Annotated in this window: 19 protein-coding genes and 1 pseudogene; 4 read left to right on the forward strand and 16 right to left on the reverse strand. The window is 62.7% G+C overall.

Annotated elements, in window-relative coordinates:
• Positions 1-48 precede the first annotated feature (48 nt).
• The 4 genes from BN1128_RS06960 to BN1128_RS06975 form a co-directional block, all read right to left on the reverse strand.
• Positions 49-585, reverse strand: coding sequence for a GNAT family N-acetyltransferase (locus BN1128_RS06960; protein ID WP_042867215.1), 537 nt, complete (start codon positions 583-585; stop codon positions 49-51).
• 78 nt (positions 586-663) lie between these two features.
• Entirely contained in the window at positions 664-2,397 is a 1,734-nt protein-coding gene (locus tag BN1128_RS06965; protein WP_042867216.1) for an ABC-F family ATP-binding cassette domain-containing protein, read from the reverse strand.
• Positions 2,398-2,780: 383 nt separating this feature from the next.
• A complete protein-coding gene (locus BN1128_RS06970; RefSeq protein WP_042867217.1) occupies positions 2,781-3,218 on the reverse strand; it encodes a PliI family lysozyme inhibitor of I-type lysozyme in 438 nt (145 codons plus the stop codon).
• 123 nt (positions 3,219-3,341) lie between these two features.
• Entirely contained in the window at positions 3,342-5,372 is a 2,031-nt protein-coding gene (locus BN1128_RS06975; RefSeq protein WP_042867332.1) for a M13 family metallopeptidase, read from the reverse strand.
• Between the two features lie 129 nt (positions 5,373-5,501).
• On the opposite strand from BN1128_RS06975, the gene tilS reads away from it, so the two are divergent.
• Positions 5,502-6,842: a tRNA lysidine(34) synthetase TilS gene (gene tilS / locus BN1128_RS06980; protein ID WP_042867218.1), complete on the forward strand. Its 1,341-nt coding sequence runs from the start codon at positions 5,502-5,504 to the stop codon at positions 6,840-6,842.
• A 68-nt stretch (positions 6,843-6,910) separates the two neighbouring features.
• Here tilS and BN1128_RS06985 read toward each other — a convergent pair whose 3' ends face one another.
• Positions 6,911-7,831 (reverse strand): GGDEF domain-containing protein, encoded by a 921-nt coding sequence (locus tag BN1128_RS06985; RefSeq protein WP_042867219.1) that lies wholly within the window; start codon positions 7,829-7,831, stop codon positions 6,911-6,913.
• Positions 7,832-7,931: 100 nt separating this feature from the next.
• Between BN1128_RS06985 and BN1128_RS06990 the strand changes: the two genes are divergently transcribed.
• A complete protein-coding gene (locus tag BN1128_RS06990) occupies positions 7,932-9,884 on the forward strand; it encodes a cation:proton antiporter domain-containing protein (RefSeq protein ID WP_042867220.1) in 1,953 nt (650 codons plus the stop codon).
• A gap of 27 nt (positions 9,885-9,911) precedes the next feature.
• Here the strand turns inward: BN1128_RS06990 and BN1128_RS06995 are convergent, their stop codons facing one another.
• From BN1128_RS06995 to BN1128_RS07010, 6 genes and pseudogenes are all read right to left on the reverse strand, one after another.
• Positions 9,912-11,057 carry a patatin-like phospholipase family protein gene (locus tag BN1128_RS06995; protein WP_042867221.1) on the reverse strand — a complete coding sequence of 382 codons (1,146 nt, stop codon included), beginning with the start codon at positions 11,055-11,057 and terminating at the stop codon, positions 9,912-9,914.
• Positions 11,058-11,179: 122 nt separating this feature from the next.
• Positions 11,180-12,049, reverse strand: coding sequence for an alpha/beta hydrolase (locus BN1128_RS07000; RefSeq protein WP_042867222.1), 870 nt, complete (start codon positions 12,047-12,049; stop codon positions 11,180-11,182).
• A gap of 69 nt (positions 12,050-12,118) precedes the next feature.
• Complete coding sequence (locus BN1128_RS07005) at positions 12,119-12,709, reverse strand: TetR/AcrR family transcriptional regulator (protein ID WP_042867223.1); 591 nt, start codon at positions 12,707-12,709, stop codon at positions 12,119-12,121.
• Positions 12,710-12,824: 115 nt separating this feature from the next.
• Positions 12,825-12,923: a hypothetical protein gene (locus BN1128_RS25275; protein WP_420864926.1), complete on the reverse strand. Its 99-nt coding sequence runs from the start codon at positions 12,921-12,923 to the stop codon at positions 12,825-12,827.
• A gap of 12 nt (positions 12,924-12,935) precedes the next feature.
• Positions 12,936-13,040: pseudogene (locus BN1128_RS24530) on the reverse strand (LuxR C-terminal-related transcriptional regulator); the annotation flags it as partial.
• A gap of 7 nt (positions 13,041-13,047) precedes the next feature.
• Entirely contained in the window at positions 13,048-13,692 is a 645-nt protein-coding gene (locus BN1128_RS07010) for a response regulator transcription factor (protein ID WP_042867224.1), read from the reverse strand.
• 158 nt (positions 13,693-13,850) lie between these two features.
• On the opposite strand from BN1128_RS07010, the gene BN1128_RS07015 reads away from it, so the two are divergent.
• A complete protein-coding gene (locus tag BN1128_RS07015; RefSeq protein WP_042867225.1) occupies positions 13,851-14,477 on the forward strand; it encodes a glutathione S-transferase in 627 nt (208 codons plus the stop codon).
• A gap of 89 nt (positions 14,478-14,566) precedes the next feature.
• Here the strand turns inward: BN1128_RS07015 and BN1128_RS07020 are convergent, their stop codons facing one another.
• The 5 genes from BN1128_RS07020 to BN1128_RS07040 form a co-directional block, all read right to left on the reverse strand.
• Positions 14,567-16,678, reverse strand: coding sequence for an alpha-amylase (locus BN1128_RS07020; RefSeq protein ID WP_042867226.1), 2,112 nt, complete (start codon positions 16,676-16,678; stop codon positions 14,567-14,569).
• Between the two features lie 209 nt (positions 16,679-16,887).
• Positions 16,888-18,048: a membrane protein gene (locus BN1128_RS07025; RefSeq protein ID WP_042867227.1), complete on the reverse strand. Its 1,161-nt coding sequence runs from the start codon at positions 18,046-18,048 to the stop codon at positions 16,888-16,890.
• Positions 18,048-18,419, reverse strand: a complete 372-nt coding sequence (locus BN1128_RS07030) for a GtrA family protein (RefSeq protein ID WP_042867228.1) — start codon at positions 18,417-18,419, stop codon at positions 18,048-18,050. The genes BN1128_RS07025 and BN1128_RS07030 overlap by 1 nt, the downstream gene beginning before the upstream one ends.
• Complete coding sequence (locus BN1128_RS07035; RefSeq protein ID WP_042867229.1) at positions 18,416-19,483, reverse strand: glycosyltransferase family 2 protein; 1,068 nt, start codon at positions 19,481-19,483, stop codon at positions 18,416-18,418. The genes BN1128_RS07030 and BN1128_RS07035 overlap by 4 nt, the downstream gene beginning before the upstream one ends.
• 56 nt (positions 19,484-19,539) lie before the next feature.
• Complete coding sequence (locus BN1128_RS07040; protein WP_042038194.1) at positions 19,540-20,085, reverse strand: hypothetical protein; 546 nt, start codon at positions 20,083-20,085, stop codon at positions 19,540-19,542.
• Positions 20,086-20,412: 327 nt separating this feature from the next.
• Between BN1128_RS07040 and BN1128_RS07045 the strand changes: the two genes are divergently transcribed.
• Positions 20,413-21,186: a substrate-binding periplasmic protein gene (locus BN1128_RS07045; protein ID WP_042867230.1), complete on the forward strand. Its 774-nt coding sequence runs from the start codon at positions 20,413-20,415 to the stop codon at positions 21,184-21,186.
• Positions 21,187-21,206 lie beyond the last annotated feature (20 nt).

The raw sequence follows: 21,206 nt of genomic DNA on the forward strand, positions 1-21,206 counted from the left end.
AAGCCCCGCAGTGCGGGGCTTTTTGCTGGCCATCAGGTGCGGCTGTGCTCAAGCCTCTGGCAGGTCGCTGCGCAGCAGAGCGTAGTGCTGCAGGGAGATAAACTGCTCCCCCTTCCACTCGCATTCCCGAGCCGTCCCTTCGTAGCGAAAGCCGGCCCGCTCGAGCAGGCGGGCAGAGGGACGGTTTGGCTCTTCCACCACCGCCAGCAACCGGTGCAGCTCGGTGGTGCGGTAGACGAGGGCCAGAAACTGTTGCAATGCCGCCTGCATGATCCCCTGGCCCCAGTACTCGGGATAGAGCCAGTAGCCGAGCTCGGCCCGCTTGTGTTGCGGGTCGGCATCGTTGTAGCCGATGGCCCCCAGAGGGGCGCCGGTTTGCTGGCAGCGGATCAGGAACCAGGCCCCGCTCTGGCTCTGCGCTATCTCGGCGTACCAGCGCATCTGGGCCTGGCACGCCTCCATGCTGTCATAGCTGATGCCGTAGTAGGCGATGACCACGGGATCCGACAGACCGCGGTAGATGTGGGGTAAGTCGGTATCCGTGACGGGGTCGAGCCTGATATCAGGCTGCTGTGGTGAAGACATAATGTGCTCCTTGCGGCCAGCCGTGGCCGGCCGCGTGAGTTGAGTGAAAGGATCATGTGAAAAACGCTGGCGTGGCGGTCACTCCTCTGCGAGGCCCAGCAAACCGGCAAGCCTGCCCAGCTCATGGCGCCACTCTTGCTGCAGCCGCGGGGTTTGATGTTTGGGCTTGCGGGTGAGATCGGCGGCAAGCAGGGCATCCAGTTCGTACCAGCGTGCCAGCAGCGCTTCATCATCGTGGTCCGGCATGGGGTCTTCCCCCCTGGCCTCATTGGCATGGGCGTCGGCGGCGGGCCGATCGGGCGCATCGCCGAGCAGCTCGGCATAGGCCCGCTCGGCGCTGTGGGCTTCGTGGATCCGGCCCTGCCTGATCACCCAGAAGCGGTTGCAACTGCGCTCGATCAGATCCCGGTCGTGGGAGACCAGCAGCACGCCGCCGGCAAAGCCGGTCAAGGCCTCGGCCAGCTCCTCCTTTCCTGCCAGATCCAGATGGTTGGTGGGTTCATCGAGCCAGAGCAGATGGTGACTCGCCAGCGACAGGGCGAGGAACAGCAGTCTGGCCCGTTCACCCCCGCTCAAGGTCGCGACGCGCTGGCCGTGGCGGGAGTAGGGGAAGCCCGCGCGGATCAGCGCCTGGCGCAGCGACACCTCCGGCAAAGGCGCCAGCGGATAGAGGGCATCGGTCAGGGTGGCGTCGCCGTCCAGCTGCTGCAGGGCCTGATCGTAGTAGGCGATGCTGGCGCCCGGGTGGCGATACCAGCCCTCAGCCGGCAGTTGATCGCACACTTCGCCCCAGCATTGGCGCAGCAGGGAGGACTTGCCCGTGCCGTTGGCGCCGAGCAGGGCGACTCTGTCGCCGGCGCGCAGCCAGAGATCCTCGGCCCGCAGCAGCGGCGGCAGGCCGGGGGCGGGGCGCACGTCGAGGGCGTCGAGCCGCAGCAGGGCATCGGCGGGCAGCGCCTGTCCGTGCAGTTCGACGCGCCAGGGGGCGTCCGCCCCGACCACGCTCTGCTCCTCCTGCAGCCTGGTCACCCGTTTCTCCATGGACTTGGCCTGGCGCACCAGTTTCTCATTGTCATGCTCTCGCCCCCAGATGGCGAGGCGCTTGCTGCTGGCGCTCAGACGGTCGATCTCTTTTTGCTCATCGGCCCGGCGCAGGCGGGTTTGCTCGTCCTCTTCGGCCAGGGCCGCCCTGGCCTGGCTGCAGGGCAGGGCGAAGCGATGAAGCCGCCGATCCCGCAGGATCAGGGTCTCGCGGGTCACCCGATCGAGCAGGCGACCATCGTGGGAGACCAGCACGAAGGCGCCGCGCCACGCCAGCAGGAAGCGCTCGAGCCAGAGCAGGGCGGGCAAGTCCAGGTGGTTGCTGGGTTCGTCCAGCAGCAACAGGTTGGGCTGGTGCAGCAGGGCGCGGCCTATCTGCAGGCGGGTATGCTGGCCGCCGCTCAGCGCGCTGACCGGGAGATCGGCCTGCTCGGCCAGCTGCAGCTCGGTCAGCATCTTGTCCACCTGCCACGCCTGGTCGACCTCGTTGGCCAGCGCATCGAGCAGCACGGCGCGGGTGCTGAGTGCTTGCAGTTGCACGGGCAGGTGCTGGGCCACGAATTCACAGCGACAGGGAGTGGCCTTGTGTATGCGTCCGTTATGGGGCTGGCGCTGACCGGCCAGCAGGGCGAGCAGTGTGCTCTTGCCACAGCCATTGGCGCCGATGAGGCCAATGCGATCACCGCTGCGGATGCTGAGGTCCAGGTTGTCAAATAACGGAAGGTGCCCCGCACTCATTTGCAGGGAATGGGTACTCATCAGGGTTGTCATGCTCTTGCTCTCTTAAATGGCGGGATCAAAAATCCCTGTCATCAGGAGCGCTGGCGACAACGGCAGAGTCGAGAAAGGTCTCGGTTTGGAAGGGAGTCGGCTTTGCTCGAACCCGCTATCGCAGCGCGATGGTATGCAGGCAAGAGCACGCGAATGTGCCGAACAGGCGGGCCGAGAACATCGGACACGCTTGGATAACCATTTTTTTACCTCCTTATTTTTCGCAGTGGCAAGGTGGGGCGATTATAAACGCAGAAAAAATAGCCGTCCATCGGGGCGCAGGCCCGTAGCCGGGCGGCAAGGAGGCGGGAAAGGGCGTCAGCGTCTGTCGCCGAAAAGGAAGCAGCCCAGCGCTGCGGGGCTGCTTCATGGAGAGTGATTAATTAATCGCGGGGGGTCTTGAGCGCCTGGATCACATCTTCCGTGGGAGCCAGCTCTTCCACGTGGTTGAAGCTCTCGAGCCCCTCTTGCGGATGTATGGTGAAAGCGTCGGCACTCAGGTAGCTGCCGCTGCCGGCGCTCTCCATGATGACGATGAGCTCGGGCTGCTTGTCACCGTTGAGATCCTGCAGTTTGAGCTCCTTGATGGTGCCATCTCGCGCCAGTACCTTGCCGTCGATGAACTGATCGAGGGGAAACTGGGGATTGGCGCCGGAGTAGAGGCGCACGTCGTAGCTGCCGATGGAGGTGGGTTCACCCCGTCCCTCGCTGACGGTGATCACCTGGCCGGAGGGGAGCGTCAGCTGTTTGAAGAACCCCTCCGCTGCCTGGCCAGTCAGTGGCAGGGTGAGCAGGCCGAGTGTCATGAATAAGGCTTTCATCTATGTGACCCTTGTTGCTGCGGTGACGGGCGGCACGCCTGCCCGTCACGGATGTGTATGTGTGGGCCGGGTTCGGGCTTGCCTCTGCCCGGCTCTCTTTCTCTGCCTCGCCGGAGGCGGTGATTACCAGATCTTGACTCGTTTGGCCGGGGCCAGATAGAGCTTGTCACCCGGCTGTATGTTGAACGCCTCGTAGAAGGCGGGGATGTTGGGCACCACGCCGTTGACCCTGTACTCGGGCGGAGAGTGGGGATCCGAGGCGAGCAGCATCTGCATCAGCTCGGGGCGATACATGCCTTTCCACACCTGGGCCCAGCCGAGGAAGAAGCGCTGCTCACCGGTGAAGCCGTCCAACACGGGCGCTTCCTCACCCTTGAGCGACAGCTCGTAGGCCTTGTGGGCTATGGTGAGACCGCCCAGATCGCCTATGTTCTCCCCCAGGGTGAACTGGCCGTTGACGAACTGGCCATTGATGGGCTCGAAGCGGTTGTACTGGGCCACCAGCCGGCTGGTACGGAAGCGGAACTCCTTGAGATCCTGTGGCGTCCACCAGTCGCGCATCAGGCCGTCGCCGTCGGACTTGGCCCCCTGATCATCGAAACCGTGGCCCATCTCGTGGCCAATCACCCCGCCGATGGCGCCGTAGTTGACAGCGTCATCTGCCGTCATGTCGAAGAAGGGGGGTTGCAGTATGGCGGCCGGGAAGACGATCTCGTTGTTGCTCGGGTTGTAGTAGGCGTTCACCGTCTGCGGCGACATGTGCCATTCGTCTCTGTCTACCGGCTTGCCGAGGCGGGCCAGGTTGTCGGCATATTCGAAGGCGTGGGCCCGCTGCAGGTTGCCCAGCAGATCGCCCTGGCGGATCTCGATGGCGCTGTAATCCTTCCACTTGTCCGGGTAGCCGATCTTGGGCCTGAACTTGGCCAGCTTCTCCAGCGCCTGGGTCTTGGTGGCCGGCGACATCCAGTCCAGCTCCTGGATGCTCTGGCCGTAGGCGGTGCGCAGGTTCTCTACCAGCTGCTCCATGCGGGCCTTGGCCTGGGGCGGGAAGTAGCGCTCCACGTAGAGCTGGCCCACCGCCTCGCCCAGGTGATCGTCCAGCACGCCGAGGGCGCGCTCCCAGGGGGCGCGCTGCTTGGGTGTGCCGCTTAAGGTGGTGCCGAAGAAGGCGAAGTTCTGGGCGTCTGTCTGGCTGTCGAGATAGGGAGCGTAATCCGTGATGAGCTGCCACTTGAGGTATGCTTGCCAGTCGCCGATCGGGGTCTGCTGCATCAGGCCATCAAGGGCTGCGAGATAACTCGGCTGGCCTATGACCAGGCTGCGCTGACCGGCGAGGCCGGCCTGGTTCAGGTAGCCGTCCCAGTCGATATGCGGAGCGAGGCGCTTGAGCTCGCTCTGGGGCGCCTTGTTGTAGTTCTTCTCCCGATCCCGCAGGGCCACGTTGTCCCACTGGATCTGGGCGAGTTTGGTCTCAAGGGCCAGGATGCGTGCGGCCTTGGCCTTGGCATCCGCTTCGCCGAAACGGGTCAGCATGCCGGCGATGTGCTGCTCGTATTTCTGCCGCAGCGCCTGGCTGCTGGGGTCCGTCTTGAGGTAGTAATCCCGATCCGGCAGGCTGAGCCCGGATTGATAGAGGTAGACCGCATAGCTGTCCGGCGCCTTGGCATCGGCGTCGATCCAGAAGCCGAACGGGGCGCCGCCGCCAGTGCGACCGCTCTGGGCAAAGGCCCGGGCCAGCCCGCTTCGATCGCGGATCTGATCGATGTCGCTGAGCAGGGGCAGCAGCGGCGTGGTGCCCTTGGCATCCCGGCTGCCCTGATCCAGATAGCTCTGGTAGAGATCGTGGATCTGCTGGGCCGGGGTGCCTGCCGCCGCCTTGCCGTCGAGCCCCTCGACCAGCACCCGCACGTCCGCCAGCGACTTGTCCCGCAGCATGTAAAAGGCACCGTCGGCGGGCCTGTCGTCCGGGATCTTGGCGGTGGCCAGCCAGTGGCCGTTCACGTAGCGGAAGAAGTCGTCACCGGGTTTGACCCGGGTGTCCATGTTGGCCAGCGCGAGGCCGGAGTGTTTGTCTGCTGTGTCCGGCGCCTGACTACAACCGGCCAGCAGGGCCAGTCCGATGAGGCCGGCCAGCATGCTTTTTTTATTGTTCATCTTGTTGGATTCCAATTCGGGTTATTCAGCTTCCTGGCCCAAACAGGGCAGTTCTTCACTCTAACAGTCGGGTTGCAGCTTGATAAGCCCGACTCTGCTAAGATCGGCCTGGTCGTTTTGGGGAAGCCTATGATTTCTCGTATTTATTCTCGTTTTTTTCAGACCCTGCCAGCGCCGGAAGGTTCCCGGGGCCTGTTGGTTGCCTTCAGTGGCGGGCTCGATTCCACCGTGTTGCTGGTGCTGGCGGCGCAGTTTGCCCGCGAGCAGGGGCTGGTGCTGCGCGCCCTGCACGTGCATCACGGCCTGAGCCCTCACGCCGATGCCTGGGTGGCCCATTGTGAAGCCGTGTGTCAGCAACTGGCGGTGCCGCTCATGGTAGAGCGGGTGCAGCTGGTACGTGGCAATGGCGAGAGCCTGGAGGCCCAGGCCCGGGAGGCCCGCTATCAGCGGCTGGCCGCCAGCCTGGGGGCCGGGGAGTGGCTGCTCACCGCCCATCATCAGGACGATCAGCTGGAGACACTGCTGCTGGCCCTCAAGCGTGGTGCCGGCGTGCGCGGCCTGGCGGGCATACTGCCGAGTCAGACGTTTGCGGCCGGCCTGCTGCTGCGCCCCTTGCTTGAGGTCAGCCGGGCCGAGTTGGCAGAGGTGGCACAATCGCTTCCTTACGGTTGGGTGGAGGATGAGAGCAATCAGGATGTGAGCTATGACCGCAATTTCCTGCGCCAGACGCTTATCCCCCAGCTCAAGGCGCGTTGGCCCGCCATGGCCCGCACCGCCGCTCGCAGCATGGCGCTGTGCGCCGAGCAGGAGACGCTGCTGACCGAGCTGGCCGAGACGGACTGGCGGTTGGCCGGTGAGGGAAGTGCCCTGAATATCGAGCCGTTGCACGGGCTCTCGGTGACCCGGCGCAACAACCTGCTGCGCTACTGGATCCGCCGGCTGGGGGGCGAGATGCCCTCCCGGGATCAGCTGGCTCTGCTGTGGCAGGAGGTGGCGCTGGCGCGAGAGGACGCCAATCCGCAGTTCAGCTTGAAGAGTCTGGATTGTCGCCGCTTTCAGGGCCGGCTCCATCTGGTCAAGCCTGGGCTGGCGCCCTGTCATGAGCAGCTGGCGGTGGCGGTTGGCGAGTCGGTCGCTTTGCCGGACGGGCTGGGACTGGTGCAGCTACAGCTGCGGCAGGGCGGTGAGGGGTTGAGGTTGCCCACCGCGCGGGAGCCAATGTCGGTGCGTTTTCAGGTGACGCCCGGGATCATGCTCAAACCCGTGGGGCGCAGCGGCAGTCGGCGTTTCAAGAAGTTGCTGCAAGAGTATGGGGTGCCCTCCTGGCAGCGGGGGCGCATCCCCATCCTCTATTACGGCGAACAGGTGGCTGCCGTGGCCGGACTCTTTATCTGTGACGGATTCATGACGCGAGCCGCCGGTATGGAGTGGGACTGGCTACCCGCGGCCGACAGCTATATCCCGGAGTGAATCCGGGCCCGCCATCAAGATAGAAAAGCCGGCATTGCCGGCTTTTCTGCTCTCGTCCCCTGACCGGTTCAATCCAGCAGGCCGGCTTTGCCCGCTTTTTTGCGGGCGTAGAGGTGAGCGTCCGCCGCCTCGTACAGGCTGTGGACCGCCATTCCGGACTGCCAGCTGGCCGCCCCCAGGCTGCAGCCAACCGAGAAGGTGCTGAGCTCCTTGTTGGTCATCAGCATGTGTTGCAGCCGCAGCCAGACGGGACGCCAGGCCTCCGGCTCGGCGGGTTGCAGCAGCAGCGCAAATTCATCGCCGCCGAGGCGAAACGCCTGATCCGTGCTGCGGATGCAATGCTTGAGCAACTGGGCGAAGCGGCTCAGTACCAGATCGCCGACCGGGTGACCCCAGGTGTCGTTAATCAGCTTGAAGCGATCGAGGTCCAGCAGTACCAGTACCAGACCGTGAGACTCACGGCTGTGCTGCTCCACCGCGCGGCCGATGGCCTCATCGAAGTAGGATCGGTTGCCGAGCCCGGTCAGGTGGTCGAGCCGCACCTGCTGCTCCAGTTGTGCCAGCCGCAGATAGAGGGGCAGGGGCAGGCAGAGCAGCTGATGGTACTGCTGCAGGATCCGCTGCTGGCTGCCGCTCAGGGTATGTTCCAGGGTGTAGTGCAGCTGGCCAAACAGCTGGCCATGCTGGCCGCGCAGTTCGAACGGGTAGCTATGCAGCGTCAGGCTGGCCTGGGGCGGCTGCTGGATCAGCCGAAGCGGTTGAGCGTGATCGAAGTAGAGGCTGTGTATTCGGACAATTCTTGCCGCACGATCGGCAAAGGTTGCCAGCAGGCTGTCGAGATCCGTCTGTACCAGCAAGAGCTCGAGCAACTGGTTGCGATCCTGACTGGCCAGCGGTGAGAGTCGCTCCATCTGGCGAACCCACTGCTCTATGCCATGTCCCAAACCATTCAATGACGATGTGTTTTCCACGGTACAGCCCCCATACATCCTACTTCCTGTCACTTCCTTGCAATCCTTGTGCCCAAAATATGTTCGATGTGAACAAGGGCGGCTGGCTAGGCTTAAGTGGATAAAAAGGGAGGAAAAATTGTATACAGACGTCTTGATCCTGCTGTTTGCCGCCGTCTTGCTGGTGGCGATTTTCCGGCGCCTCGGCCAGCCGGTGATCCTTGCCTACCTGCTCGCCGGGGTTCTGCTCGGCCCCTATGGCGCCGCCGTGATCACGGGGCAGGCGATCATGCAGACCATAGCTGAACTCGGCATCGTCTTTCTGATGTTCTCGCTCGGGTTGGAGTTCTCGCTGCCGCGGCTGATCGCCATGCGAATGCTGGTGCTGGGGGTGGGCGGTTTGCAGGTACTGTTCACCTCCTCGCTGTTCTTCTGGCTCGCGTGGTGGTGGGGGCTGAGCCTGTCGCAGGCGCTGGTGGTTTCGGGCACCCTGGCGCTCTCCTCCACCGCCGTGGTGATCAAGCAGCTGGGGGAGCAAAAACAGCTGCACACCCGCCGGGCCCAGCTCGGGGTGAGCGTGCTGCTGTTTCAGGATCTGGCGGTGGTACCGCTCTTGGTGATGATCCCCATACTGGCGAGGCCAGAGGTGCAGGGCAGCGCCCTGCTGGCGGAGATCGCCTGGGCCACTCTCAAGGGGCTGTTTGCCCTGTCCAGCCTGTTGGCGGTGGGCAAGTGGTTGCTGCCGCTGCTGTTTCACGAGGTGGCACGGGCCCGCTCCGACGAGCTTTTCGTGCTGAGCGCCCTGCTGGTGGCGCTGGTGGCCGCCTCGCTGACCCAGTGGATGGGGTTATCCATGGCGCTGGGGGCCTTTCTGGCAGGCATGATGCTGGGCGAGTCCCACTATCGCCACCAGCTGGAGGTCGACATACGGCCGTTTCGGGACGTGTTGATGGGGCTCTTCTTCATCACCATCGGCATGACCATGGACTGGCAGCTGGTGGCACGGGCCTGGTGGCAGGTGATCCTCAGCGTGCTCGGCCTCATATTGATCAAATCCCTGCTGGTGCTGCTGGCCGGCCGCCTGATGGGGGAGCGCAAGCGCGATGCCATGGCGACGGGGATCATGCTGAGCCAGGTCGGCGAGTTTGGCTTCGTGCTGCTGGCGCTGGCCAATCACCACGGCCTGCTCGACCATCAGCTGATCTCCCTGCTCATCGGCATAGGGGTGACCTCCATCGCCATGACCCCCTGGCTGGTGCAGCGGGCCCACGGCCTGGCCCGCTCGCTCACCGACTCGGCCCTGCTCTCCCGCTCCGAGGTGGCGCAGTCCGGCCTCAGCAAGCATCAACACGTCATCATCGCCGGTTTCGGCCGGGCCGGGCAGACCTGCGCCCGCTTCCTCAAGCTGGAAGACATCCCCTTCCTCGCGCTGGATCTCGATCCCGAACGGGTGAGCGAGGCCAAGTCGGCGGGGGAGCAGGTGGCGTTTGGCGATGCGAGCCGGCGCGATATCCTGCTGGCCGCCGGCCTGCTGCGGGCCCGGTTGGTGATCATCACCTTCGACGATCGCAAGCGGGTCGAGGCCATGTTGACGCTGATCAAGGAGCTGGCGGCGGAGGTCAGGGTGCTGGTGCGCACCCGGGATGACAGCTTTCTGGAGGCCTTCAAGCAGGCTGGGGCTTATGAGGTGATCCCTGAATCCCAGGAGGGGGCCCTGATGCTGGTCTCCCACCTGCTGCTCAACTGCAACGTCCCCATAGGCCGGGTGATCCGGCGCATGGAGCACGAGCGCAGCAGCCAGTATCGCTTCCTGCACGGCTTCTACTGGGGAGATCAGAGCGCCGGGAATCTGGAGACGGATCAGTTGCTTGAGCGACTGCATCCCGTGTTGTTGCACGATCAGGCCTGGGCTGTGGGGCGCACAGTGCAGGCGCTGGCACTGGATACGGTGCGGATCAAGGAGGTGCAGCGCGGCGAGCAGAGCCTGGAGCCCAGACCCGAGCTGACGCTGGCGGCGGGAGATAGGCTGGTGCTGTTTGGCAACGCGGTGGCGATGGAGCAGGCCGAGCAGCGGCTGCTGGAGGGGCGCTAGCCCGGCGGCCCTCCGGTCGGCTGCGGTTCATGCCTCTTCCCGCGCCATCAGCTCGATGCCCAGAAACTGTTCGACCCGCTGGCGCTCGTTGAGGGTGTCCCGGTAGCCCAGCTTGATCAGTTGCTGGCAATAACCGGGGTAGAACATCAGGAAACTGGCCAGGCTGCTGGTCTCATCCCCCGTGACCCCCAGCACTCGCAGCAGGCGGCGCAGTTGCAACGGCATCTTGCGCAAATAGTTCAGCGCTATGATGTCGAGATCCTCGCTCGGCTTCAGCACGCAGGTCTCCACCCGCTTTAATTTCAAACGGCTACGCTCCCGCTCTGGAATGAGATCCAGGGTCTGGTTGATGCGCCACAGTCGCTCAAGATCCGAGTTGAGGGTGTCGGTGAAAACGGTATCAAGCAGGTGGCTGGCGATGTTGGCGCTGGTCAGGTGACCGTGATGAAAGGTTGGCGCCGAGTGGGCCGGCGGATCCAGAGTGATCAGCAGGATCCGCTCTGCCCCCAGGTGGATGGCGGGGCTGAGCGGGCTGAGCTGGTGGATGGATCCATCGCCGTAGAATTTGTCGCCTATATGGGTTGCGGGAAAGACAAACGGCAGCGCCGAGGAGGCCAGCAGGTGATCTGACGTGAGCAGGGTGCGCACCCCGCGCCGTCTGGCCCGCTCCCATGGCAGGTGTTCGGCCCGTCCCTGAAAGAAGGTGGTGGAGAGGCCGTCATCGTAATCGGACGCCGTGATGGCGAGCGCCTCCAGGCTGCCGTATAGGATGTTGTCATCGATGCGGTGGTAGTCGATGAGCTGATCCAGCAGGCGGCGCAGTGGCGCGTTGTCGAACAGGTGAAAGGCGTGGTTGGTGTGGGGGTTGATGAGGCCTGCCGAGCCCTCGTACATCAGCCGCCACAGCAATCTGCCGGGATGAAAGTCGAAGATGTGATGGGTCTCGAAGCGGCGCCAGACCCATTCAAGCTTGCGTACCCCCAGATGAAAACAGGAGGCATAGCAGGCCAGTGCGGTGACATTGATGGCGCCAGCCGAGGTACCGCACAGTATGGGAAAGGGAATGCCGAGATTGCGGGGATAGAACTCGGCAATGGCCTTGAGGGCACCGACCTGATAGGCGGCGCGAGCACCGCCACCGGTTAACAGAAGAGCTGTGTTGGGTCTGGCCATGATACTGCGCCTTATGCTTGCCACTGGGGGTGTTGCCACCGAGCAATTTAACTATAAGGCGCTGTATCGAATATAAAAACAGGGTTGCTCACCATTTTTTTGCAGGCTGGTTTCGACCCCTGTCATCCGACCGTATGCGGCGTGTTCAGCCGATCGAAGGCGGCAAACACGGGGGCGCTGGCGAGGATGCGACCGTGGCCCAGTCCCCGGGTCGTGACCAGCCGGGTGCGGCCGTCCCGGCTTGCTCGCAGGGAGTCGTCGTGGGGGGCAAACTTGTCCTCCTCGTCGTGCACTATGATGGCGGCCCCCGCGCGGCTGGCGAGGCACCCCAGCGGATCGACAGTGCTGAGGGGATGCTGGTACTCCTGCTCAATCTCTTTCACCACGGCATCGAACAGCCGGATGGAGTAGCCGGAGCGCGCCACCATGCCGTAGAGCTGGGGCACATAGTCGAGCACGGGCGAGATGAGCAGCAGCGGCAGCTTGTCCAGGTTTGGCACCCGGCTGGAGAGGGTGACGGCGCCCCCCATGCTGTGGGCTATGAGCCCCTGGATGGGGCCAGACTCGTCGCTCAGCTTGGCTACCAGCTCGTCGAAGGCGCGCACGAAGCGGGGCAGGTGGCCGGTATGGCCGGCGCTGTGGCCGTGAGCCGGATGATCATAGGCGATGGCGGTAAAGCCCTGGGCGGCGATGTGACTCATCAACGGATAGAACTGGCTGGCGCTGCCGGACCAGCCGTGCATCAGCAGCCAGACCGGTCCCTGGCCGAGCCGGTAGCTCATCAATAGCCCTTCGCTGGTGTGCACGGCTTGCTTCACCAGGCCCCCAGGCGCCGCCTCGTCCCGCTGATTGCGCTGGGGGGTGAGCAGCAGCTTGCTGGCGGTGCGTCTGGCGTGAGCGGGGGCGAGTCTGTGGTGCAACCGGGTGCCGAGTCCCAGCAGCCATTTGCTCGGGCTGAAGCGGCGGTTGTTGAAGTAGATCTTGCTGCTCATGATGCTCCTGTCTGTTTTGTGTTCGAGCGGTCGTGCTTTTTTGTGGCTTTTTAAAAAGGCAGTTGAAAATCAGCGCCAGCTGGTCAGCAGAGCCTCCACTTCGGGCCAGAAGTGGCGGGCCGGATCCTGACACAAGTCCAGCGCGTTGAACACCTGATCCCCCAGATAGAGGCCGTACAGCCGGTAGACGGCGCGCCAGGGATCCATGTCGCCGCGCCACTCCCCCTGCGCCTGACCCTGTACCACCTGGCGGGCCAGGTAGTCTAGCCAGAAGCGCACCAGCTGGCGGGCCGCCTGCTGGACCTCGCCCTCCTGGGCCGAGGTCCAGGCATCGAGGAACATGCAGCGACCGGCGAAGCTCTGGTTCCAGGCCAGCCAGGCCTGCCAGGCCTGCAGCAGGGCGATCAGCTTCTCCTGCTGGTTGCCGTGCTGCTGCTGGCGCACCGGCTGGATCACCCGTTCCCGGAACACCTCGGCGGCGTACTCCAGCACGGCGATCTGCAGGTTGTCGCGGGATTGGAAGTGAGCAAAGAGGCCGCTCTTGGACATCTCGCAGGCGCAGGCAAGGGAGCCTATGGTCAGGCTCTCCAGTCCCTGCTGGCTCGCCTGCTCAAACGCAGTCTGCAAAATGTTGTCGCGGGTCAGCCGGCCCTTGCTCATCGCACTCTCCTCGTTGGCCCTGCAGCATAAAGTACGACCGTGCTATTTGTCGAGCGAGATACCGCGATGAGAGGGAAGCCGGTCAGAGGTTGTCGCCTTCCGTCATGGCAAGGGGTCAGTCGTCCTTGATATCCATCTGCTGCAGGGCGATCACCGCCTGGGTACGATTCTTGACCCCGAGTTTGCGGAAGCCGGGGGTGATATGGACCTTGATGGTGGCAAGGGGTCAGTCGTCCTTGATATCCATCTGCTGCAACGCGATCACCGCCTGGGTACGGTTCTTGACCCCGAGCTTGCGAAAGGCGGGGGTGATATGGACCTTGATGGTGGCAAGGGGGTCAGTCGTCCTTGATATCCATCTGCTGCAACGCGATCACCGCCTGGGTACGGTTCTTGACGCCGAGCTTGCGAAAGATGGCGGTGATATGGGCCTTGATGGTGGCCTCGGAGACATTGAGCTCCCAGGCGATCTGCTTGTTGAGACTGCCATCGCGCAGCATCACCAGCACCTTGTACTGCTGGGGCGTGAGGCTGGCGAGCTTGCTGGCGAAATCGGGGCCATCTTCGGACTCTGGATGCAGCGAGATGCCGGCCGGCACCCAGTTATCCCCCCCGATCACCGTATTGAGGGCGTTGACCAGCTCCTTCATGGGCACAGATTTGGGGATGAAGCCCAGTGCCCCGAGCCGCAGCACCTGCTGGATGATGGCGGGATCCTCCGAGGCGGAGACCACGACTATGGGCAGATCCGGGTGCTGGCCGCGCAGGTGGGCGAGGCCGGAGAAACCGTTGGCGCCCGGCATCTTGAGATCGAGCAGCAACAGGTCCACCTCAGGGTGTTCCCCCAGCAGGCTGGTCAGACTGTCGATGGAGTCCGCCTCCAGCAGCTGGGCGTCGTTGATGGCCATGTGCACCGCTTGATAGAGGGCGCCCCGAAACAGGGGGTGGTCATCTGCGATGACGATGGTAAATTGGCTATCCATTGCTCACATTGTTGCTAACTGATTGTTTTGGAAAATCAAACTAGCATCGCTCCCCGAGGGGGTCAAACCCGCAGGCGTGCAAATGTGAAGCGACCGTCGGATGTCGTGCCATTGGGGCCGATGGGATGGTCATGAGCAACCCATGCAGGAGGCAAGAGATGGGATCCTTGGTATTGACGGTGGGCACTGGCTCCACCTGGGCAATGCGTGCCGCTCTGGTGCTCGCCATGAGCGGGCTGGAGTGGCAGGAGCAGGTGTTTGATCTGGAAGATGCCAAGGCGTTGGCGCGGCTCAAGCGCGTGGGGCCCACCGGCCTGGTGCCCTGGCTGGATCACGATGGCGTGCGGATACACGACTCGCTGGCCATCGCCGAATACCTGCACGAGCTCTGTCCAGACCGCCAGCTCTATCCCGCTTCCCGCGCAGAACGGGCGCTGGCCCGCAGCCTGTGCGCCGAACTGCACTCGGGCTTTGGCCAGATCCGCAGTCAGCTGCCCTTCTTCCAGGGGGCGCCGACCCGCAGCGAGCCGCCGGTAGAAGCCATCGGCGAGCTGGCTCGCTTGCAGACAATCTGGTCCCAGGCGAGGGGGCCCTTCTACTTCGGCGAGGCGGGCATCATAGACGCCTTCTATGGGGTGATGGCCTATCGGCTGGCCAGCTACGGCATCCAGCTGCCCGGTCAGGCCGGCATCTATCAACAGGCCTTGCTGGCCTGGCCCCTGTGGCAGGCGCTGCTGGTCAAGGTACGCCTGCAGTGGCCGGTGGCGGCGCGCCAGCCGGCGTAGGCGGCCCTGCTGAATGTTCGACGATGACTGACATGAAGAGAGGGGAGCCAGTGGCTCCCCTCTCTCTTGTGGCTAATGTAGCCCAGACGTTATTTCTGCCGACCGGCAAACACCACCACCACCTTGTCGTTCCCCTTTTCCCGCACAAAGCTGTAGGGCGCATCGGACAGCTTCTTGTGGCTGCCTGCCGCCACCGCCGGGTGAGCGGCGCGGAACTGGCCGAGTCGCTGCCAGTGCTTGACCAGCTCGGCCTTGTCGCCGCTCGCCAGCTCCTGCCAGTTCATGTCAGATCGCACGCTCTGATCGAACACGCCCCCATCCTTGGCCAGACCCCGGCCCGACTCGTCCCCGTAGTAGAGCTGGATGCCGCCCGGCAGCAGCATGAAGCTGTTGGCCACCCTCCGCTGCAGCGGTACGTCCTGATAGTCGCCGAAGAACAGCTTGGTGTCGTGGGAGCTGATGTAGCTCAGCACGTTGAACTCGGGATCCTGGTTGATGCGGCTGGCGTAGCTGGCATAGGTGGGATCGCTGCCCGCCATGCACTGGGCCTGAGGCAGGGCAAACTCGCGCTGGTAGTCGAAGTTGATCAGCGAATCGAAGCCGTTCTGGTACCAGAAGTCCTTGGCGACCCCGTGATCCCACACCTCGCCCACCATGTAGAAGGGCAGATCATCGAGCGCCTTGTCCGGGTTGGCGGCCTTCCACTCCTTGAGCGCCGCCGTGCCCGCCTGCTTGAGCCTGGCCCACACCTCTGGTTCCAAGTGCTTGACGGTATCGGCCCGAAAGCCGTCGATGCCAAAGCGGCGCACCCAGTCGGTGTGCCAGGCGATGAGGTAGTCGCTCACCGTAGCGTTGGGCAGCGCCTTGGCCCTGGTGTCTTTCTTCGCCGCCAGCAGCGGCGGCAAGCCCACCGGCTTGGTGGACTCGGTCAGGAAGTCCGGCAGCCCCGCCACAGTGCCGGTCACGTCGTCGGTGCCGGGTTGCGGGTAACCGGGCAGGCCGGCCCGTACCCAATCACCGCTCCACCACTTGTTCCAGTCTGGTGATTGGTAGTCGATAAACTGGTTGTAGCCATGCCAGTTGAGGCCGCCGCTCGGGCGCCACTCGTTCCAGCGGATCGGTAGCTTGCCGCTGTTCTGGGTCAGGCTCTCGAGCCCCAGATCCTGCAGGTCGGCCAGGGTGGCGTATCCGGCGTGGTTCATCACCACGTCCAGAATGATCCGCATGCCGCGCTTGTGGGCCTCGTCCACCAGGGTTTTCAGGCTCTCTTCATCGCCGTAGTTGGGATCAATCTTGGTGAAGTCCAATGCCCAGTAACCGTGGTAGGCATAGAAGGGGAAGTTGCCCTGTTCGCCGCCGCCGATGAAGCCGTGTACCTGCTCCACCATGGGAGTGATCCAGATGGCGTTCATGCCGAGGCTCTTGATGTAGTCGAGCTTCTCGGTCAGCCCTTTGAAATCGCCGCCATGCCAGGTTGCAACCTCGTCCTGACCATCCTTCTGGCGACCGAAACTGTGGTCGTTGGCGGGATCGCCGTTGTGGAAGCGATCGGTCAGCAAGAAATAGACGCTGGCCTGATCCCAGCTGAAAGGTTCTTGCTTGGCTACCTTGACCGGTTCGAGCAGCAGCAGACCACCGCTCTCCCTGGTCGGGGTCAGGGTCAGCTTGCCTCCCTTGACCAGGGCTTCCTGTCTGGAATAGGCATCCCGCAGCCGGGTGCCGTCGGGCCAGACTCCCTGCAGCGATACGGTGACAGGGCCGCCATCCCAGCTGATGCAGGGCTCCTCGGGGGGCTGGCGCTTGAACTCGCTCTTCTTGGTGGCTCGCAGCACCTTGAGGCTGGGGGTAGCCGGGTTGAAGGTGAACTGATAATCCCCGGCCAGCATCACCCGCAGGGTGAAACTTGTCCCCTTGGCGCATTTGTCCATGGGTTGGGCGGTGCCGAAGGGGAGCGGCTTGCTCTCGCTCGGGCCGAAGCTGGTGCCGCAGCTGCTGCCCGGGTCACTGATGCGGATCTGGTGGCTGCCCTTGTCCAGCTTGTGGGTCAGGCTGACGGTGCCCTTGTCCAGCGTCAGCGCCTCGGCCACAGGTTTGCCATCCACATAGAGATGCACCTCGGGGGAGGCCAGCACCAGGCCTGAACACAGGGGGCCGGCCAGCAGGGCGAGCCAGAGGGGGGAGAAGCGAGGAGAGCGACACATAAGCCATTCCTTGAGCAGGGGTAAGCGGACCAGATTCCGTCAATGGGGCTCATTCTAGGGGGCATGGTGGCGGGCATGGACAGGCAAAGCGCCGATTTGTGACCTCAGTTCAAATGGTTACGTTTTCAGAAATGGGAAAGTGTGACACCGGAACGCCGGCCATAAAAAAAGCCGGTCAGTCGACCGGCTTTTTGGTGCAAGTTGTTACCTCAGACGGTGAAGAACTTGAAGTTGACGAAGGCCACCGCGATGAAGGAGGCCACCATGCCGCTGACGCAGAGCAGGGCCGGGCGAATGGCAGGCCAGCGATGAGTCAGCAGGACAATGGCCAGCATGGTCGGATAGAGGCCGAACATGTAGCGCGGCATGGCGTTGAGGCCAGTCATCAGCGGTATGGTGCAGCAGATGAACATCAGGGTCGCCTCGGCCCAGCGCTTTTGGCTGAACAGGTAGAGGTTCAGGGCCCAGCCGAACATCACCATGATGGAGAGGTAGGACTTGCGACCACCCAGCTCGAAGCCGCTCAGCCACCAGTCGAGGGGGCTGTCCATGTAACGGCCCCAGGCCACCTGGATATGCTTGAAGGCCAGCGCATCGCCAGTGAGGTGATAGAGGTAGACCATGTAGGCAAACAGGCCGAGCGGGATCATCCAGAGAGTGAATACCACCTTGAAGGCCCGCTCGGTGAAGCGGAAGAACTCGCGCCAGCCGTAGGCCTGCAGGGCCAGGATCAGCACGGGGAACACCATCATGACCCCCAGGTTGCGGGTGCCCGAGATGAAGACGCCTAGCAGGGCCACCATCAGCCACTGTTCCCGATAGGCGAACAGGAACATCCCCAGCATCAGCGCCATGAACATCGACTCGGTATAACCGGAGACGAAATAGGCGGAGAAGGGGGAGAAGGCGAGCAGCCAGACGCCGAAGCGGGCTGTCTCGTCACCCAGCTTGAGCTGACGCAGTACCAGCAGCATCAGCGACAGGCTGGCAAAGAAGGCGATGTTGGCCACCAGCATCAGGCCGATCAGACTCTCGACCTTGAGCAGGTTGGAGAGCGCACCCGACAGCATGGGGTAGAGCGGCATGAAGGCCCAGTTGGCCGCGTTGCCCTTGCTGAGCCAGCGCGGGTAGAGATCGTAGCCGTTCTCTATGATGCGCTGGAACCAGACGCAGTCGAACTGGCAGTAGGCCTGCAGAGGGCCTATGTCGGTGGCGCCATAAAGCTGAACGCCAAAATAGCCCATACCATACAGCGCCACTCGGCTCAGCATGAAGGCGGCGATGATCATCAGCCAGTCACGGCCGCTGATCCGCAGTGACGGGCGGTAGGGGCCCACGTTGTCAGGGGTCATAGTTGTCATGTCATTCATCAGGCAAATACCCAGATCCTGGAGAGGAGGTAGGTGAGCACGGTGACTGTCAGGGTGGCGATCACCACAGGCAGCAGACCGGAAAGACCCGCAAACAGCAGACCGCTCAATATCAGGTTTCTCACCGCCAGCGAGAAGAGTGCGACCAGCAAGAATTTGCCGATGGCGCCCTGTTTCTGGAAGGTGATGTAGCGATGGCCAAAGAATGAGAACCAGAAGGCAATCATGAAGGCGATGGTGGTGACCCAGTGCTCAGAGATGGCGGGCCAGGTGTGGAACAGCGCGATAGAGGTGCCAAGGTCGACGAGGGTTGCCCCCCCGCCGACCAGACCGAACCGAAACAGGCGCCAGAATTCCTCGCGGGAGATCATTGAGGCGCTTGCTCCTTCTGCTGGTCGTCAGCAGCTTTCACTGTGACCGCCTTCTTGCCGGCGCTCTTCTTGCTGCCGGTTGCCGCGCCGTCCTGCTGTTGCGCTTCATCCTGCTTGGCATACTGGCCGTACACACCTTCGATGAGGTAGACGGGGCGCTGTTTCACTTCCACAAACATGCGGCCTATGTACTCGCCTATGATGCCGAGCGACAGCAGTTGAATACCGCCGAGGAAGAGCACCACCGACATCAGGGAGGCGTAGCCCGGCACGTCTATGCCGAAGAAGACCACCTGGGTCACTATCTTGAGGATGTAGAGGAAGGCGATGAAGGAGACGCCGACCCCGACGTAGCTCCATACCCGCAGCGGCCAGCTGGAGAAGCTCATCAGGCCATCGAGGGCGAAGTTCCACAGCTTCCAGTAGTTGAACTTGGTTTCACCGGCATGACGGGCGGGGCGCTCGTAAGGCACGCCGACGGCACGGAAACCGGCCCAGGCAAACAGCCCCTTCATGAAGCGGTTGCGCTCCGGCAGTTGCTTGATCGCCTCGACCACGCGGCGGTCGATCAGGCGGAAGTCACCGGCATTCTCCGGCAGCTTGGTGCTGGTGGAGAGGGCGTTGAAGAAACGGTAGAAGCCACCGGCGGTGACCCGCTTCATCGGGGTATCGGCGCTGCGATCCACCCGGATGCCGTAGACGGTGTCATAGTCACCAGTCTGCCAAAGCTTGACGAATTCCAGGATCAGGGCAGGGGGATCCTGCAGATCCACGTCCATCGGGACTATGGCATCGCCCTTGGCATGATGCAGGCCGGCGGTCATGGCCGCTTCCTTGCCGAAGTTGCGTGCCAGGTTGACCAGGGTCACCCGGGGATCGCGGGTAATGGCCTGCTCGATCACCTCACGGGTGCGGTCACGGCTGCCATCGTTGACGAACACTATCTCCAGCCGATCCTTGAGGGGCGCCAGTTCGTTATCTATCGCGTTGATGAAGGCATCTATGCTCTCTTCCTCGTTGTATACGGGAACGATCAGAGAGAGTCGAAAATCGGCATGCGACATGAAAACTTCCTTATTTGGAAAATTATTTTATAAAACAGCGTATTGGATAATACGTCTTACTGGGCGACTGTCAGCCGTACTGACTGGACATTGAGAGGTGTCGGTGCGGACAGTGCCAGGAAGTTGGGACGCTTGGGATCCGATGTCAGCGACTCGCCCGGCAGATTGAGCCGGATCTCGTTGATACCGGCTTTGGCCAGCTTGATGGTGGTGGTGAAGTCATGACCCAGGGCTACCTTGAGCAGCGCGCCGGCTTGCGGGCTGTTGACCCGGGCCTGGATGGTCAGCTGTTCGGGTTGTGCCTGTTGCCTTGGCAGCACGAAGTAGAGGCCACCCTGGCCACTGAGTTCGGTGCCGTCCGCGCTCGGCTTCTTGGCCCAGCCTTCGCTGGAGAGGAAGCGGCTCGGCTTGGTCAGATTGAGCTCGTTACCGGGCTGATAGGTCATGCTGGAGTTGTGCTCCCAGAAGCGGGTCTTGCCTTCCAGATAATAGAGTTTGTAGGCCAGGCTCACGTTGGGATGAGCAGCCAGATAGAGGGTGTAAAGGTAGAAACCACTCAGGGCCATGATGGCCGTCAGAAAACCGAACTTTTTGTACGTCATATCACTCTCTACGCCTCACGATTGGTAGGCTGATTTCGCGCATATGCTAATCCAATTGCAAAAAAAGCATAGTGGATCACAAAAATATATTTGGTCACATATTAACCCCTTTCCAGTCAGTGCTCCAAATGTTCCTGCTTTGCCCTTTTTATCGCCTGATCCTGCCTTATGCCGCGCAGGGGCTGGGCTCATTTCCGGGCTGAGTCCCTGCTGCCGCGGCGGGCCCGTTCAGACACTGTGCTGGCAGTCGCGATCGCTGTGGCAGGATCTGTCGCCATTTTACCAAGGCCGATTTATGATGACGTATCGCCAAGTCAAGGATGACCCATGAAGCCGAGACTCTTCTGTTGGATGCTCTGGTTGCTGACCCCGCTGGTGTCGGCAAACAGCCTGTGCCCCTCTCCATTGCGGGTCGGTTACGACAACTGGCCACCCTATCACTATTACGCCAGTGCGACGGCGACCGCGCCCAGGGTGCTGCAGGGTTTTGCGGTCGAGGCGCTCAATGCCATGCTCAAGCGTCTGGACTGCCAGGCGACCTATGTCGAGCTGCCCTGGAAGCGGGTGTTGCATGGCCTGGAGCAGGGTTCGCTCGATATGGCCATGGAGGCCTATTTCAACGACGAGCGTGGCCGCTACGCCTGGTTCTCCGATGCCTACAACCCGGGGCGCAGCGTGCTCTGGATCCGCAAGTCATCCTCCTATTCCGAATCCGATCTTGCGACCTGGCTGGCCAATGGCCACACCCTGGGGGTCACCAAGGACTACTACTATGGTGCCGAAACCGCCGAACTGATGCGCCGTTATGCGGCCCAGGTCAGCGTGGTCAACGATCGGCAAAACTATGGCAAGCTGGTGCTCGGCAGGATCGACGGCTTCCTCGGGGATATTCTGGCGACCCCCTGGGGTCTGAAAGAAGAGGGGCTTGCCGATCTGATCGTGCCTCACACCATGCCCGTATATGAGGCACCGACCTTCTTCATGTTCAGCAAGAAGCGGCTGTCGCCCGCGTTTGTCAAGGCGTTCAATCGGGAGTTGGCTGAATTTAAAGCAACAAATGAGTATGACATTATCTGGCGGCGCTATGCGCCCGCCAGCTAGTAAAGTCGTTGGCATTCACG

The organism is Aeromonas piscicola, assembly GCF_000820005.1.
Classification (GTDB): Bacteria; Pseudomonadota; Gammaproteobacteria; order Enterobacterales; family Aeromonadaceae; genus Aeromonas; species Aeromonas piscicola.